This window comes from Delftia tsuruhatensis (genome assembly GCF_903815225.1).
Lineage (GTDB): Bacteria > Pseudomonadota > Gammaproteobacteria > Burkholderiales > Burkholderiaceae_C > Comamonas > Comamonas tsuruhatensis_A.
Window position 1 is genome coordinate 5,524,085 of the sequence record NZ_LR813084.1, and the last position, 15,437, is coordinate 5,539,521.

12 protein-coding genes and 1 pseudogene are annotated in these 15,437 nt (G+C 69.3%); 3 read left to right on the forward strand and 10 right to left on the reverse strand.

Going from position 1 to position 15,437, the window contains the following annotated elements; genetic code table 11:
- Positions 1 to 2: 2 nt before the first annotated feature.
- Positions 3 to 1,031: an ABC transporter substrate-binding protein gene (locus L1Z78_RS25140; RefSeq protein ID WP_234639053.1), complete on the reverse strand. Its 1,029-nt coding sequence runs from the start codon at positions 1,029 to 1,031 to the stop codon at positions 3 to 5.
- A gap of 604 nt (positions 1,032 to 1,635) precedes the next feature.
- Here L1Z78_RS25140 and L1Z78_RS25145 point away from each other — a divergent pair.
- Entirely contained in the window at positions 1,636 to 2,646 is a 1,011-nt protein-coding gene (locus L1Z78_RS25145) for an isopenicillin N synthase family dioxygenase (protein ID WP_234639054.1), read from the forward strand.
- 60 nt (positions 2,647 to 2,706) lie between these two features.
- Here the strand turns inward: L1Z78_RS25145 and L1Z78_RS25150 are convergent, their stop codons facing one another.
- From L1Z78_RS25150 to L1Z78_RS25165, 4 genes are all read right to left on the reverse strand, one after another.
- On the reverse strand, positions 2,707 to 2,961 hold the full coding sequence (locus tag L1Z78_RS25150; RefSeq protein ID WP_234639055.1) for an acyl-CoA-binding protein: 255 nt from the start codon (positions 2,959 to 2,961) through the stop codon (positions 2,707 to 2,709).
- 89 nt (positions 2,962 to 3,050) lie between these two features.
- The gene (locus L1Z78_RS25155) at positions 3,051 to 3,740 is read right to left on the reverse strand and encodes an ATP-binding cassette domain-containing protein (protein WP_234639056.1); all 690 of its coding nucleotides are present in this window, start codon (positions 3,738 to 3,740) and stop codon (positions 3,051 to 3,053) included.
- 98 nt (positions 3,741 to 3,838) lie between these two features.
- On the reverse strand, positions 3,839 to 5,047 hold the full coding sequence (locus L1Z78_RS25160) for a M20 aminoacylase family protein (protein ID WP_234639057.1): 1,209 nt from the start codon (positions 5,045 to 5,047) through the stop codon (positions 3,839 to 3,841).
- Between the two features lie 26 nt (positions 5,048 to 5,073).
- Entirely contained in the window at positions 5,074 to 6,234 is a 1,161-nt protein-coding gene (locus L1Z78_RS25165; protein WP_234639058.1) for an ABC transporter substrate-binding protein, read from the reverse strand.
- Between the two features lie 172 nt (positions 6,235 to 6,406).
- Here L1Z78_RS25165 and L1Z78_RS25170 point away from each other — a divergent pair, with 172 nt between their 5' ends.
- Both L1Z78_RS25170 and L1Z78_RS25175 read left to right on the forward strand, forming a co-directional pair.
- Positions 6,407 to 8,482: a molybdopterin-containing oxidoreductase family protein gene (locus tag L1Z78_RS25170; protein WP_234639059.1), complete on the forward strand. Its 2,076-nt coding sequence runs from the start codon at positions 6,407 to 6,409 to the stop codon at positions 8,480 to 8,482.
- 82 nt (positions 8,483 to 8,564) lie between these two features.
- Positions 8,565 to 10,316, forward strand: coding sequence for an ABC1 kinase family protein (locus L1Z78_RS25175; protein WP_234639060.1), 1,752 nt, complete (start codon positions 8,565 to 8,567; stop codon positions 10,314 to 10,316).
- Positions 10,317 to 10,344: 28 nt separating this feature from the next.
- Here L1Z78_RS25175 and L1Z78_RS25180 read toward each other — a convergent pair whose 3' ends face one another.
- From L1Z78_RS25180 to L1Z78_RS25200, 5 genes and pseudogenes are all read right to left on the reverse strand, one after another.
- Complete coding sequence (locus tag L1Z78_RS25180) at positions 10,345 to 11,616, reverse strand: type II toxin-antitoxin system HipA family toxin (RefSeq protein ID WP_234639061.1); 1,272 nt, start codon at positions 11,614 to 11,616, stop codon at positions 10,345 to 10,347.
- Positions 11,613 to 12,077: a helix-turn-helix transcriptional regulator gene (locus tag L1Z78_RS25185; RefSeq protein ID WP_234639062.1), complete on the reverse strand. Its 465-nt coding sequence runs from the start codon at positions 12,075 to 12,077 to the stop codon at positions 11,613 to 11,615. The genes L1Z78_RS25180 and L1Z78_RS25185 overlap by 4 nt, the downstream gene beginning before the upstream one ends.
- A 187-nt stretch (positions 12,078 to 12,264) precedes the next feature.
- A pseudogene (locus L1Z78_RS25190) lies at positions 12,265 to 13,238 on the reverse strand (Bug family tripartite tricarboxylate transporter substrate binding protein).
- Between the two features lie 80 nt (positions 13,239 to 13,318).
- Positions 13,319 to 14,311 carry a TraB/GumN family protein gene (locus L1Z78_RS25195; protein WP_418921718.1) on the reverse strand — a complete coding sequence of 331 codons (993 nt, stop codon included), beginning with the start codon at positions 14,309 to 14,311 and terminating at the stop codon, positions 13,319 to 13,321.
- Entirely contained in the window at positions 14,311 to 15,333 is a 1,023-nt protein-coding gene (locus L1Z78_RS25200; protein WP_234639064.1) for a fumarylacetoacetate hydrolase family protein, read from the reverse strand. The genes L1Z78_RS25195 and L1Z78_RS25200 overlap by 1 nt, the downstream gene beginning before the upstream one ends.
- Positions 15,334 to 15,437: the final 104 nt, after the last annotated feature.

Here is a 15,437-nt window from a genome sequence, read left to right on the forward strand (position 1 = left end):
CCTCAGGCCTTGGCCATGCGGGCGGCCAGCGGCGGCAGCAGGGCCCGGTTGAACAGCGCATCCGATGACGGCACGGATTTCAGGCCGAAGGCCTGGCCCACCTGCTCCACCTGCCGGGCCAGCAACGGGGCATCGACATCGCCCAGCCCATGGCGGCGCGTGTCGGCCGCGGCCAGGTACTGGGCGGTGATGGCCCAGCGCGCGGCCTCCAGCTTCTCGTCCAGGATGGGCTCGCGCTGGCGCACGGCGGCCACGGCCAGCGCCGGCTGGGCCAGGCATTCGAGGATGGCGCGGTTGCTGGCGCGAAGGAAGGCCGCCACCACGGCGGGCTGCTCGGCCACCAGGGCACTGGAGGCCAGGATGGCATTGCCGTACAGCTGCACGCCCGCGTCGGTATAGCGCAGCACCGACAGTTGCTCGGCCGGCATGCGCGCGAACAGCGACACGGCCGAATCATGGAAATAGGTGGCCGCATCCACGTCGCCGCGCACCACCACGTTGTCGCGCGCCGAGAACTCCGTGGTGGACCAGGCGAACAGGTCGGCGGGCAGGCCCTGGCGCTGGGCCACCATCGGCCAGACGCGGCGCGTGGACTCCACGGCGGCGGCGGCCACCTTCTTGCCCTTGAGGCTGGCGAACTCGCCGGTGATGCCCCGGTCCCTGCGACCGATGATGGCGAACGGCGCACGGTTGTAGTACTGGTAGACCGCCTGCACGCGCGCCGCGCCCGGGTTCTGCGCCTGGAATTCGATCAGCGAACTGATGTCGCCCAGGCCCAGCTGGTAGGCGCCGCTGGCCACGCGGGTGATCGATGCCACCGAGCCCGAGCCCACGTCGATGCCCACGTCCAGGCCCTCGTCGCGGTAGTAGCCCTTTTGCAGGGCGACGAAGAAGGGCGCGGTCTGCGAGGTCACGCGAAAGTCCAGCGTGAACTTGAGCGGGATTGGCGCCTTGCCCTGGGCGAAGGCGCGCGGCAGCGCGGCGCAGGCGCAGACGGCGGGCAGGGCGGCGATGAAATGACGGCGTTGCATGGTGGGGAACTCTCAGGCCTCGATCGAACGATGGGACCGGGCGGGCCAGGGCCCGCAGCCGGTGCGACATGAGCAATTTCCGGGCAACGCGCACAGGGCGCGTGCTGAACGCTTCTACTCGTGGGTCCTTGTATGCAAAGTGCGTACCACCCCCTGAGCGGCTGCGCCGCTTCCCCCGTTGCACGGCGCCTCTCTACTCGCTTCGCGAGGGAGGGGGACGACGCCATCGCCGCGAGGCGGCTCTTGCTCGGCGTCCCCGCGCTTGGGCCGCGCCAGTTTTGACCGCATGGAGCGGCATGCATCAGCTTGGTGCAAAACCCGCCATATGCGGGCAAGGCGCCAAGGGCTGGGGCCGAACTGCACCACGATGGGACTTGGCCGGGAGGACTACGGGCAGTTGGGGGCTGGCGCGCTGTTTGCTTGGGTGATGGGCAAGAGTAGAAGCGTTCAGCATGCCGGTCCTGCCGGCGCGGGTCATTGCTCTTGAAGCGGGTGGGGAGGCAGCCTGGTGGCCTCCCCTGCCCTGTCCACCACTTCAAGAGCGATGCGCGGCCCCGGGCCGTCGCGTCCCTTGCCACTGCCGTTGCGGCAAAGGAAACAGACCATGAACACGCTTGCCAACCCTGCCTTGCCTTCCGATTACGCGCTGGGCGAACTGGCCAAGGAGGCCCGCATGGGCGGCCAGGGCGAGGAGATCCGCACGCGCGAGGTGCGCGTCATCGACATCTCCGATTTCGCGCACCGCAAGGCCGAGATCGCCGAGGCCCTGTGGCAGGCCTCGGTGGAGATCGGCTTCTTCCAGGTGTCGGGCCACGGCATCCCCCAGCCCGACATCGACGCAGCATTCGAGCGTGCCGAGCAGCTGTTCGCGCTGCCGCCCGAGGTCAAGGCGCAATGGCCCTTGTCGCGCAATGCGGGCTGGGAGCACAAGGCCCAGATCCGGCCGTCCACGCGCACCCCCGACCAGAAGGAGTCCTACCAGGTCACGCGCCCGCGCATGGCCGGGCTGTGGCCCACCGAGCAGGAACTGCCGGGCTTTCAGCAGGCCACGCTGGGCTTCGAGCGCCAGTGCTGGCAGGTGGGCATGCAGCTGCTGTCGTGCTTTGCCTACAAGCTGGGCTTTGACGCGGACTTCTTCACGCGCGCCCACGACCCTTCGGTGCCTGCCTACCAGAGCACGCTGCGCATGCTGCACTACTTCGCCGTCGATCCCGCGCTCCAGGACGAGCTGGGCCTGTGGCGTGCGGGCGCCCACACCGACTTCGACTGCCTGACCCTGCTGTTCCAGCGCGCGGGCCAGGGCGGCCTGCAGGTGCTGCCGGGCAAGGAAATCGAAGGCCAGCAATGGACGCCCGTGGACCCCGTCGAAGGCGTGATCACCTGCAACATCGGCGACATGCTCACGCGCTGGAGCGACGACCAGCTGCCCAGCAACTTCCACCGCGTGCGCAACCCGCTGCCCCATGAATACCAGGGCGCCCGCTACAGCCTGGCCTTCTTCTGCCAGGCCAACGAGGATGCGGTGATCGAGGGGCCGGGCCGGAAATATCCGCCCATCACCGGCGCCGAATACCTGCGCCAGCGCATCAGTGCCAATTTCTCCAACAGGTATTGAGGCTGGAAACGACAAGGCCCCGGAGTCCGGGGCCTTGTCGGCGATCAGGGGTGGCGAGGATCAGCGCAGCGACTCGATGAGATCGACGTACTGCTGCTTGGCCTCGTCGGTGGTCGCGCCCTTGAGCTTTTCCCAGGCATCCCACTTGGCGCGGCCCACCATGTCGGTGAAGCTGGGCTTCTTGGCCTCGTTGTCGCCCTCGGTGGCCTGCTTGTACAGCGCATAGATCCTGAGCAGCGTGGCATTGTCGGGGCGCTCGCTGATCGAGGTGGAATTCTTGACGGCGGCCTCGAAGGCGGCGTTCAGATCGGACATGGCGGGTCTCCTGTGGGCGGTTCGTGTAGCGGCACAGTGTAGCGAAAAAAGCGCGATTTAGAACGATCGTGCTTTTTTTGACATCCACCTCAGTCGGCGGCCTCCAACCGCGCCGCCGGGACGAACTCCTGCGGGATGCGTCCGTGGTCCATGACGACCACGCGGTCCGCGATGGCGCACGCCTCCTCGAAGTCCTGCGTGGCGTAGACGGCCGTGCAGCCCAGATGGCGCAGCAACGCTGCCAGCTCCAGCCACAGAGCTTTCTGCAGGTCTCGGCCCAGCAGTGACAGCGGCGCGTCCCATAGAACCAGGCGTGGTCGCGCCACCAGGGAGCGCGCCAGCAGCACGCGCTGCCGCTGGCCGCCCGACAGGCTGGCGGGCCGGTACTCGCCCATGCCTTGCAACCCCAGCAATGCCAGCGCCTGCAGGGCGCCCTCGCGAACCTGGGCCTGCGGCAGTCCGCGCAGTGCCAGTGGCAACCCCACATGGCCCTGCACGCTCATGTCGGACGACAGATTGTCGCCCTGGAGCACCAGGCCCAGGTCCCGCATCGGGAAAGGAGAGGATGCGCCGCCCCAGGACACACGGCAGCCATCGCGGTCCACGGCAGCGTGCCCGGGCGGATCCAGGCCGGCCAGCGTCCTGAGCACACGGGTCTTGCCGCAGCCCGCCGGGCCCGACAGGGCCAGGATTTCGCCGGGCGCGATCCGCAGGTCCATGGTCTGGACCGCGGCCTGCCCGCCATGGCGCAGGCGCCGTTGCCGGATATGCAGTGCCATGCCCGGGGGGCCGTCCGCAGGAAAGGGGAAGGATGTCACAGGGGGCGCATGCTATGCGCCCCCTGTGACATGAACATGTCAGGCCGCGCGGCAGTTCCTCAGCGCGTGGGCTCGGCCAGCCAGCGCTGTGCCAGCCGCACCCAGAAAGTGGCGCCCTGCGGGATCAGCGCATCGTTGAAGTCGTAGCTGGGATTGTGCAGGGTGCAGGGCCCGCCGCCGTGGCCCATGGCACGGTGGTCACCGTCCCCATTGGCGATGAAGCAGTAGGCGCCGGGCTTCTCCAGCAGCATGAAGGCGAAGTCCTCGGCGCCCATGGAAGGCTCCTGGGGCAGCACGTTGGCCTCGCCCACCACCTCGGCCATGACGCGGCGGGCGAACTCGGCCTCGGGTGCGGAGTTGATGGTCGGCGGGTAGTTGCGCACGAACTCGAACTCGCAGCGCGTGTCATGCGCGGCGCAGATGCTCTCGGCCAGGGCCTTCATGCGCCGCTCTATCAGGTCCAGCACCTCCAGCGTGAAGGTACGCACCGTGCCCTGCAGCTCCACGCTGTCGGGAACGACGTTGGTGGCCTCGCCCGCGTGCACCATGGTCACCGAGACCACTCCGGCCTCGATGGGCTTGACGTTGCGGCTGACGATGGTCTGCAGACCCAGGATGAGCTGGGCCGCCACGGGCAGCGGATCGATCACCATGTGCGGCATGGCCGCATGGCCGCCCTTGCCGCGCACGACGATGCGGAACTCGTTGCTCGACGCCATGACCGGCCCCGGGCCCACGGCCATGGCACCCGCGCGCATGCCGGGCCAGTTGTGCATGCCGAACACGGCCTGCATGGGGAACTGCGTGAACAGGCCGTCCTCGACCATCTCGCGCGCGCCGCCGCCGCCCTCCTCGGCCGGCTGGAAGATCAGGTGCACCGTGCCCTCGAAGCTGTCGCGGTGCGCCGCCAGGTACTGGGCCGCGCCCAGCAGCATGGCCACGTGGCCGTCATGCCCGCAGGCGTGCATCTTGCCCGCGTGGCGGCTGGCATGCTCGAAGGTGTTGAACTCCTGCATGGGCAGGGCGTCCATGTCGGCGCGCAGGCCGACGGCACGGCCGCAGGCACCTGCGTCGCGCCCGTGGATGGTGCCCACCACGCCCGTGCGGCCCAGGCCCCGGTGCACGGCGATGCCCCAGTCCTGCAGTTGCCGGGCCACGAGGTCGGCGGTGCGCAACTCCTCGAAGCACAGTTCGGGATGGGCGTGTATGTCGCGGCGCAGCGCGGTGATCTCGGGTGCGCTGTCCAGCAGTTCCTGCAGCAAGGCCATGGGGTTCTCCTTCGAATGGCGCTAGCCTACACCCGGACCTTGCCGTCGGCGGTCAGCATGGACAACTCCACGAAACGCTGCCTGGTGGACTGCGCCTTGAAGACCAGAGGGAAGCCGGCCACCTGCTGGCCATGCAGGCCATCGAGCGCGGCCACCAGGCCGTCGCGCGTGGGCTTGCCGCCAGACGAAGCCTGGCGCAGCGCATCGGCGAACACCCGCGCGGTCAGGTAGCCCTCCAGGCTGGAGTAGCTGGCCGCCAGCTTGCCACCGCCCTTCTGGATGGCCGTGAGGAACTCGCGCGTGATCTGGCGCGAGGTCTGGAAGGGCGATGGCACGACCTGGGTCACGACAACGCCCTCGGCGTCCTTGCCCAGCGCCTCCGCCAGCGCCTGGGTTCCCACGAAGGAGACGTTGTAGAACTGGCCGCCGAAGCCTGCCTGGCGCGCGGCGCGCACGAAGGCCGCGCTGGCCGACCAGGTGACGATCTGCACGATGACGTCGGCCCCCAGCGGCACCAGGGCCTTGACGGCCGCCGCCACGTTGGCGGAATTGCGCTCCACGGTGGCCGCGCCCACGGGCTCCAGCCCCTTGGCGGCCAGGGCCGCCTTCACGCCTTCAAAGCCCGACTGCCCGTAGGCATCGTTCTGGTGCAGCACGGCCACCTTCTTGAGGCCCAGGCCGGTGAGATGGCGCACCATCAGAGCCGTCTCGTCGGCATAGGAGGCGCGCACGTTGTAGACCAGGTGGGCCAGCTGGGGCTGGCGCAACGCGTCGGCGCCGGTCAGCGGCGCGAACAAGGGCACGCGCGCCTTTTGCAGCAGCGGCAACGCGGCCATGCTGGTCGAGGTGCCCACATAGCCGAACAGCGCGAACACGTCGTCGGACAGGAAGCGTTGGGTATTGGCCACGCAGCGCTCGGGCTCGTAGCCGTCGTCGACCACGCGCAGCTCGATGTTGCGCCGGCCCACGCCACCCTGGGCGTTGAGCTGCTCGAAATACAGTTTCGCGCCCTCGTGGAAGGGTTGGCCGATCTGGGCCGCAGGCCCGGTCATTGCGCAGGACTGGCCCAGCACGATGGTGCCGCCGGAATCCTGGGAGCGCGCCACGCCGCTCCACGCGGCTGCCGCGGCAGCGGTGCCTGCTGCGATGAATTGTCTGCGGCTGAAGGCCGTCTCTGGTCGGTGCATGAAATACCTGTCGTCGTCACGGGAGTCGGCGCTCCCGCCCCATGCAGGCCGCCGGAAGGGTCCGCATAATAAGGACAAGCTGCGCATCCGGCGCGCAAGTCCCGCGCCGCCCCTGGCCTTTCACGGTTTTTACGCAGACTTCGTACCCATTCCCAAAAAAGCCTCGCCCACCATGTCCTCCGCCACGCCAACCTCCCAGGTCCTGGGCGCCTGCCCGCACGACTGCCCCGACACCTGCTCGCTGGTGACCACGGTGCAGGACGGCGTGGCCACGCGCGTCCAGGGCAACCCCGCCCATCCGCACACCGGCGGCGTGCTCTGCGCCAAGGTCAGCAAGTACACCGAGCGCAGCTACCACCCGGAGCGTGTGCTGACACCGCTCAAGCGCACGGGCCCCAAGGGCAGCGGGCAGTTCAGCCCCGTGTCCTGGCAAGAGGCCCTGGCCGACATCGCCACACGGCTGCAATCCCTGGCGGCGCGCGACCCCGAGTCCGTCCTGCCCTACAGCTACGCGGGCACCATGGGCCTGGTCCAGGGCGAGAGCATGGACCGGCGCTTCTTCCACCAGTTGGGCGCCTCGCTGCTGGACCGCACCATCTGCTCCAGCGCGGGCGGCGAGGCCCTGGCCCTGACCTACGGCGGCAAGCTGGGCATGCGCGTGGAGCATTTCATCGAAAGCCGGCTGATCCTCATCTGGGGCAGCAACAGCATCGGCAGCAGCCTGCATTTCTGGCGCTACGCGCTGGAGGCCAAGCGCAACGGCGCGCGCCTGGTGTGCATAGACCCGCGCAAGACCGAGACGGCCGACAAGTGCCACGAGCACCTCCAGCTGCTGCCCGGCACCGACGCCGCGCTGGCGCTGGCGCTGATGCACGAGCTGATCACCCACGGCTGGCTGGACCATGACTACATCGAGCGGCACACGCTGGGCTGGGAATCGCTCAGGGAGCGCGCCCTGCAATGGCCGCCGGAGCGCGCGGCCCAGGTCTGCGGCCTGCCCGTGGAACAGATCCGCCAGCTGGCGCGCGACTACGGCACGACCGCGCCCGCCGCCATCCGCCTGAACTACGGCGTGCAGCGCGCGCGCGGCGGCGGCAATGCCGTGCGCGCCATCGCCTGCCTGCCGGCCCTGGTCGGCGCCTGGCGCCACCGCGCGGGCGGCCTGCTGCTGTCCGCCTCGGGCGCCCTGCCCGCGCAGCGCGCGCACCTGCAGATGCCGCGCCTGCTCGGCGATCGCCGCCCGCGCACCATCAACATGAGCACCATCGGCGACGCGCTGCTGCACCCGGGCGATGCGGCCTTCGGCCCGCGCGTGGATGCCATCGTGGTCTACAACAGCAACCCCGTGGCCGTGGCCCCCGAGTCGGCCAAGGTCGTGGCGGGCTTTGCCCGCGAGGACCTGTTCACCGTGGTGCTGGAGCAGTTCATGACCGACACAGCCGATCTGGCCGACTATGTGCTGCCCGCCACCACGCAGATCGAGCACTGGGACATCCACGGCAGCTATGGCCATACCGACGTGCTGCTCAACCGCCCCGCCATCGCGCCGCTGGGCCAGGCACGCAGCAATGCACAGATCTTCCGCGACCTGGCCGCGCACATGGCGGCCCATGACACGGCCTTCGCCGCGCCCCACTTCCATACGGATGACGAGCAGCTGTGCCGCGAGGCCTTCGAAGGGCGCGGCGTGGACTTCGCCGAGCTGCTGGACAAGGGCTTCGCCACCCTGGCCCTTCCCGAGGCGCCGTTCGCCGAGGGCGGCTTCGCCACGCCCTCGGGCCGCTGCGAATTCGCCAGCGCCGAGCTGGCACGGCGAGGGCTCGACCCGCTGCCCGACTACCTGCCCAACTACGAGACCGGCGACACCGACCCGCGCTATCCGCTGGCCATGATCTCGCCGCCCGCGCGCAACTTCCTCAACAGCAGCTTCGTCAACGTCAAGAGCCTGCGCACCATGGAGGGCCGCCCCCTGGTGGAACTGCACCCCGAGGATGCGGCGCGGCGCGGCGTGGCCGAGGGCGACCGGGTACGCGTCTTCAACGACCGGGGCAGCTACGAATGCCACGCGACGCTCAACGGCCGCGCACGCCAGGGCGTGGTCAACGGGCTGGGCATCTGGTGGCGCAAGCACGGCGACAACGGCACCAACGTCAACGAACTGACCCACCAGCGCCTGACCGACCTGGGCCGTGCGCCCAGCTTCTACGACTGCGCGGTGCAGGTGCAGCGGCTGGCCGCCACAGCCTGAAGGCGCTTATCCGGGGCATGGCGCGCGGGCCCGCCGGTGTCGGCACAATGGACCGCATCGCCACCACCGACAGGAGATGCCCATGCTGCAAACCGCCGTGGTCGCCGTGCGCGACCGGGCCCGGCTGCAGGAAATCGTCGGCGTGCTGCTGCGCTTCGGACTGGCCGACCTCGTGGACACGCTGGGCCTGGCCCGCTTCGCGCCACGCGGCGGCATGGCCAGCTCCAGCCCCGGCCCCGCCGCCGAACACCCGCTCGATGCCAGCCGCCCCGAACGCCTGCGCATGGCGCTGGAGCACCTGGGGCCCAGCTTCGTCAAGCTGGGCCAGATCCTGGCCACACGCTCGGACCTGCTCGCGCCCGAATGGACGGCCGCGCTGCAGCAGCTGCACAGCCATGCCGCGCCCCTGCCCTGGGAAACCGCCCGGCCGCTGATCGAGCAATCGCTGGGCCTGCCCGTGGACCAGGTGTTCACGCATTTCGACCCCGTCCCGCTGGCCTCGGCCTCCATCGCCCAGGTCTACCGCGCCCGGCTCAAGGCCGAGACCGCACGTCAGGAGGGCAGTGACGCGAACGAAGCCATTCCCGGCCCGGACATCGATGTCGTAGTCAAGGTCCAGCGCCCCGGGCTGCGCCCGCAGATCGAGGCCGATCTGCGCCTGCTCGAACACCTGGCGCTGCTGGCCCAGGCGCAGTGGCCGCAGCTGGCCCGCCTGCGCCCGCGCGAGGTCACGCGCCAGCTGGGCCAGGCGCTGCGCGAGGAACTGGACTTCACCGTCGAGGCCCACAACGGCGACGCCGTGGCCGCGCACTTCGCGAACCAGGACGAGATCGTCGTGCCGCGCATCCACTGGGCCCTGAGCGGGCCGCGCCTGCTGGTGCAGGACTATGTGGCCGGCGTCCCGGCCTCGGCCGTGGGCACCGACCCCGCGCTGGATGGCCCGCTGCTGGCGCGCCGGGGCGCCCGGGCGTTCCTGCAGATGGTGCTGCGCGACGGGCTCTTCCATGCCGACCCCCATCCCGGCAACCTGCTGGCCCTGCCCGGCAACCGCGTGGGTTTCATCGACTTCGGCATGGTCGGCCGCCTGTCGCCCCGGCGCCGGCGCCAGGTGCTGGGCCTGATGCGCGCCCTGGTCGAGGGCCAGAGCCGCAGCCTCGCCGGCGTGCTGCTGGACTGGGCCGCCGAAAACGAGTCGCCAGGCCATGCCTCCCCCTCGGCCGCGCGCATCGAGGTCGCCGTGGACCGCTTCGTCACCCGCCACGGCCCCGGCGCGGGCAGTGGCCGGCTGGTGATGTCGCGCGCACTGCAGGACTTCATGGCCCTGGCCCGGGAAACCGGCGTGGCCCTGCCGGCGGACATGGCCCTGCTGCTCAAGGCCCTGATCACCGCCGACCAGGTGCTGCTGCAGCTCGATCCGCAGTTCGACGTGGTCGAGACCGCCACGCCCCTGGTCAAGGCCCAACTGCTGCAGCGCTACTCCCTGCGCAGCCTGGCACGCCAGCGCCGCGCCGCCATGGCGCAGTGGATGGAACTGGCCGACGACGCGCCGCACACCCTGCGGCTGGTGATGCAAAGACTGCGCTCGGGCCGGGTGCAGGCCGACCTGGACATACGCCACATCGACCGCCTCTCGCTCGCACTGGAACGCGCCGCCACCCGGCTGGCCCTGGCCGTGGTCTCCGGCGCCTTCATCCTCGGCCTGGCCCCCGGCCTGCTGACCATGGGCCCGCGCCTGTGGGGCGTTCCCCTGTTCGCCGCCCTGGGCGTGGCCGGCGCTGGCGCCAGCCTGGCCGTCCTGTTCATCACCATGCGCCGGCAGAAGGCGCTGGATTGATGGCTGTCACGGGCTGCACACACGGGTTTTAGCGGAAGGCATCCCGCTGCAACCGCAGCGCGTCGCGCTCAATGCTGTGGCGCAGCTGCTCCATGTCGGCCGGGTCCACGCCCAGTTGCGCAAAGTGCGGCTGCCAGCCATCGACGACCTGCACCACCTCGCGGATCAGCTCGATGGCGCGCGGTCGCTGCAGGCCGAACTCGCCGATGCCGGTGAGCGCGTTGTCCAGCGTGGACTCGGTGCCATGCTCACCAACCTCCATCTGCTGGTAGCCCAGGTTCTGCAGCGTGGGTACCACGTCGTAGGCTGGCGAGAGCTGGTAGTAGCCGTCAAAGCCCAGGCACAGGCTGTGGTTGCGCTCATGGTCGTCGGTGTTGTCCATGAGGATGTTGAACACCATTCGCTTGAAAAGCTCCTGCCGCATGGCGGCCTGGCGCTGTGGGTGGGCCAGGCGCAGCAGCATGGAGGCCAGGGCACCATAGCTGTCCTGCAGCCCGGCGGCGCGCAGCACCGTCCTGGCTGAAAGGCAGTGCACACGGTAGGGGCCGGCGCGGTCGAAGCGCTCGATGCTCAGCGCATGGGCGGGCCTGCGCCGACGCGCGGACAGCGGCAAGACGGCCGTGACCGCCGGCTGGATGCCCGCACGGGCGGCCAGCGTCATGGTGGCGTGCTCGATCAGAGGGACATCGACCGTATCGCCCAATTCCCCGAACTTGACCACGCTGCTGCCGGAAGACGTCTGCAGCAGCGCCTTGGGCCTGGCGCCGCCCAGCGTGACGCCCGGCTGTATCAGCCGCTGCATGTCTGCCGCAATGGGGGTCTGCGTCTGCACATCCTCCAGGGCAACCGCCAACTGCGCCAGATCCTGCACCCGGGCGTAGGGTCCCAGCTGGCGCGGAATGTACTGCTGCGCGGAGACGGACACGCCCAGCGCACCAAAACGGTCGTCGCCCGCAAACAGCAGCATCTCCAGAATGGACAGCCGCGCCGGGCGATCGATGTGGCGGATGATGCGCTCGCCCCAGCGGTCGGGGCGGGCATCGTCCAGGGCGCCGGGCGCGCTGCCCTTTTCGCCTGCGCTGAACACCGTACCGGCCAGCAAGGGCAAATCCTCGCTGAGCGGGAACTGCCACCAGTCGGCCGCATAGGCGAAGCTGGCGCAATCGGCCACCAGCGGCGACAGCCCGATCTCGCCGATCAGCGTGGGCGCGGCGGGATTCACCAGGGCCCAGGCGTAGAGCCGGTCCTGGGGCACATAGCTGCGCGGATGGATGCCGGGTGCGGCAGCAGCGGCGGTCATGGACGCGAGGCCTTCTGCGTCAGCAGATCGGCCAGGCCTGCGGCCGTGGCATTCCGGCTCGCCTGGGCCTTCCGCACGGCCTCATGCACCTGGGCGACGGGTCCGGTGGCGGGCTCGGCGCCACGCCTGGGAGCGGATCTGGGACCGGGCATGCCCCGGCCACGGACTTTGGCGACCTCGCGCTCCAGCGCCGCGTGGTCGTTGGGCGGTGCAATCAGGTCGGCCAGGCCCCGGGCCTGATTGATCAGCCACAGGCACATCACATAGGAGGCCACGGAGACGGAGGGATCGCCGCGCTCGATGCGCGCCATGGTGGGCTGGGACACGCCCAGCCGCTGGGCCCACTGGGCCTGCGTCTCACCCCGGCGTTTGCGGGCGATGACGATGTTCTGCGCCAGCAACGCAATCTGCTGGAGCACGGCCTGCGGGTACTCCGAGGGAGCGGCATTCTTCTTGGGCATTCATAGATGGTAGTCAAATACCGTTTTCACGCAACTTTATGAATAATCGAACCCAGATCGACTCCTGCAGAAACAACAACGCCAACTTATTCATAGGTATCCGTATCACTACGGAAATTCATCATCTATGAATAAATTGGCGTATTTTCCTGCCCTCCAGCAGAGGGCAGGCCCAGACGGCACCGGTTCAATCCAGCTTCACGCCCGCGCTCTTGATGATCGCCCCCCAGCGCCTGGACTCCGCCCGCGACATGGCCAGGAACTGCTCGGGCGTGCCTGGCAGCGCCTCCATGCCGAAGTCCTGCATGCGCTTGACCACGGCGGGATTGCCCAGCGCCTTGTTGAGCTCGACGTTCAGGCGCTGCACCACGGCGGGCGGCATCTTGGCCGGGCCCAGGATGCCCTGGAAGGCATAGACCTCGGTATCGGGCACACCGACCTCGGCCAGCGTGGGCAGCTCGGGCAGGCCGGGCACGCGCTTGGCCGTGCCGATGGCCAGGGCGCGGACCTTGCCCGACTGGATCACGGGCAGGCCCGAGGCCAGATCCAGGAACATGCAGGGCACCTGGCCTCCCATCACGTCGGCCAGCGCAGGCGCGGCGCCACGATAGGGGATGTGGGTCAGGAAGGTGCCGGTGCGGTTCTTGAACATCTCCATGGCCAGGTGGTGGGTGAGCCATTGCCCGGCGAGGCATAGTTGACCTGGCCCGGATGCGCCTTCACGTAGGCCAGGAAGTCCTTGAAGGTCCTGGCCTCGAAGTTCGGATTGACCACCAGCGCCATCGGGAAGCGGCTGATGCCGCCGATGTAGGTGAAGTCCTTCTCGGGGTGGAAGGGCAGCTTGCTGAACAGGTGCTCGTTGTAGGCCAGCACGGCGTTGTCGGCCGACATGATGGTGTAGCCGTCGGGCTTGGCCGTGGCCACGATCTGCGCGCCGATGTTGGTGGAGGCGCCGGGGCGGTTGTCCACCACGATGGTCTGGTTCAGCGCCTGGCGCATGGCCTCGGCCACGGTGCGCGCCAGCACGTCCGTGCCGCCGCCCGGCGGGTAGGGCACGACCCAGCGGATGGTGCTGGCGGGCCAGTCCTGCGCCTGCGCGAAGGGCGCGGCCATGCCAGCCGACGAGGCCGCCATGGCGGTCAGAAATTGTCTACGGTCCATTGTTGTCTCCTGTGGGATGGGGGTGGATGGTCCTGGCCTCGCACTGTTGTTCTTGTTCATGGCGGCAGCGGCCGTGTGGTTCAGGACGGACTGGCTGCGGGGAACTCCACGCGCTGCACCTTGAAGCCCTGGGCGGCGAGCAACGCCGGCAGGCCGCGCGCCCCCACCATGTGCAGGGCGCCCACGGCGGCGAACACGCTGCGGCCGGCGCGAATCTGCCGCGCCACTTCGCGCGCCAGGCCGGGGTTGCGGCCATAGACCATGCGGTCGTAGTCGGCGCGCTCGGCGGCATTGGCCATGCAGTCGCACCAGTCGGGAAGGTTCTCCAGCAGATGGATGCGGCCATCGGCCCAGACGCGCGCGATCAGGCCCAGCTTGCGGGAGGCGATGCCGCTTTCCAGCTGGCGCAGGCCGGACTCCACGGTCTCGGCCACGCGCGCGGGATCGTCCGAGACCAGTTCACGCAGCTGCAGCTCGGGCGTCTCCAGCGACAGCACGGGCTTGTTCAGCGCGCGCGCCATGCCGGCCAGCGAGAAATCGATGCCATAGGCCGCGTCCAGCCCCTCGCCGCGGCCGGCCAGGGACAGCAGGGTCATCACCTGGGCGTCGGGGCGCAGTGCGGCCAGTTCAGGGCCGGCACAGGCCAGGCGCAGTTGCTCGTCCAGCCTGCGGCCGAGATCCGCGGGCAGCGGCGGCGCGTCGGGCCGGGCCCGCAGACCGGCGTATACGGCCTGCATCACCTCGGGGTCGAGAATGTTCAGTTCCAGCGCCAGGCTGTCGGAGGCGCGCAGCGCCTGTGTCACCCCGGGGCCCGGCACGCTCCATTCGCGCCTGGCGGCGTGCATGGTTCCGTAGAGCCAGCTGGTGCGGCCCCGGTATTCGACGCGCCACAGCAGCCCCCGGTCCCGCGCCTTGCGCTGCAGGGCCTGCATTTCGTCCGGACCGGGCATGCGGGCCTCGGGCGGGCAGGCCGCAGGAGGCTGGACAGGCCCGGAGCCGGCAAACGCCATGGCCACGGGCAGCAGCGCGAGGGTCGCCAGGCCACGGCGCAGCCGGCAGATGATGGCGGGCATCATTCGGCGGGCTCGGCGATGGTCTGGTCGATCGCGCCGAAGATGCTCTGGCCGTCCTTGCCCTTCATCTCGATGCGGATCGTGTCGCCAAAACGCATGAACTCGGTCTTGGGCTCGCCGTCCTGGATGGTCTCTATGCAGCGCTTCTCCGCAATGCAGCTGTAGCCCCTGGGCCACTCCATGCGCTTGTTCTTGCCCTTGCCGCTTTCCACGCCCTTGTTGCTCACGGTGCCGCTGCCCACGATGGAGCCGGCGCGCACATTGCGCGTCTTGCAGATATGGGCGATGAGCTGGCCGAAATGAAAGCTCATGTCCTCGCCCGCATCGCACATGCCGACCTTGCGGCCGTTCCAGGTGGACTGCAGTGTCAGGTGCAGGCGCCCGCCCTTCCAGGCATCGCCCAGCTCGTCCAGCGTCACGGCCACGGGGCTGAAGGCCGTGGCGGGCTTGGACTGGAAGAAGCCGAAGCCCTTGGACAGCTCGTTCGGTATCAGGTTGCGCAGGCTCACATCGTTGGCCAGCATGACCAGGCGCACGCCGCCCAGCGCGCGCTCGGGCGTGGCGCCCATGGGCACGTCGCCCGTGATGACGGCGATCTCGGCCTCGAAGTCGATGCCCATGGCCTCGCTGGGTACCACCACCTCATCGCAGGGACCCAGGAAATCGTCGCTGCCGCCCTGGTACATCAGCGGGTCGGTGTAGAAATTGGCGGGCACCTCGGCGCCGCGCGCCTGGCGCACCAGTTCCACATGGTTGATGTAGGCCGAACCGTCGGCCCACTGGTAGGCGCGCGGCAGCGGCGCCATGCACTGGCGCGGATCGAAGGCAAAGGCATGGGGCGCCTTGCCGCTGTTGAGTTGGTGGTAGAGATCCTGCAGCTGGGGCGCCATGTAGCTCCAGTCGTCCAGCACCTGCTGCATCCGGCTCGCGATGCCGGTCGCATAATGGGCCTGGCCCAGGTCGCGCGAGACCACGACCAGTTGCCCATCCCTCGATCCGTCCTTGTAAGTGGCAAGTTTCATGGTGTCTTTCCGTGCCTTCGCTGCGCGACCGCGGCCTGGGACAGGGCGTCGGATTCCCTCCGCGCCCCGCCACAAATTACGATAAGTTAAATTGATTTAACTAA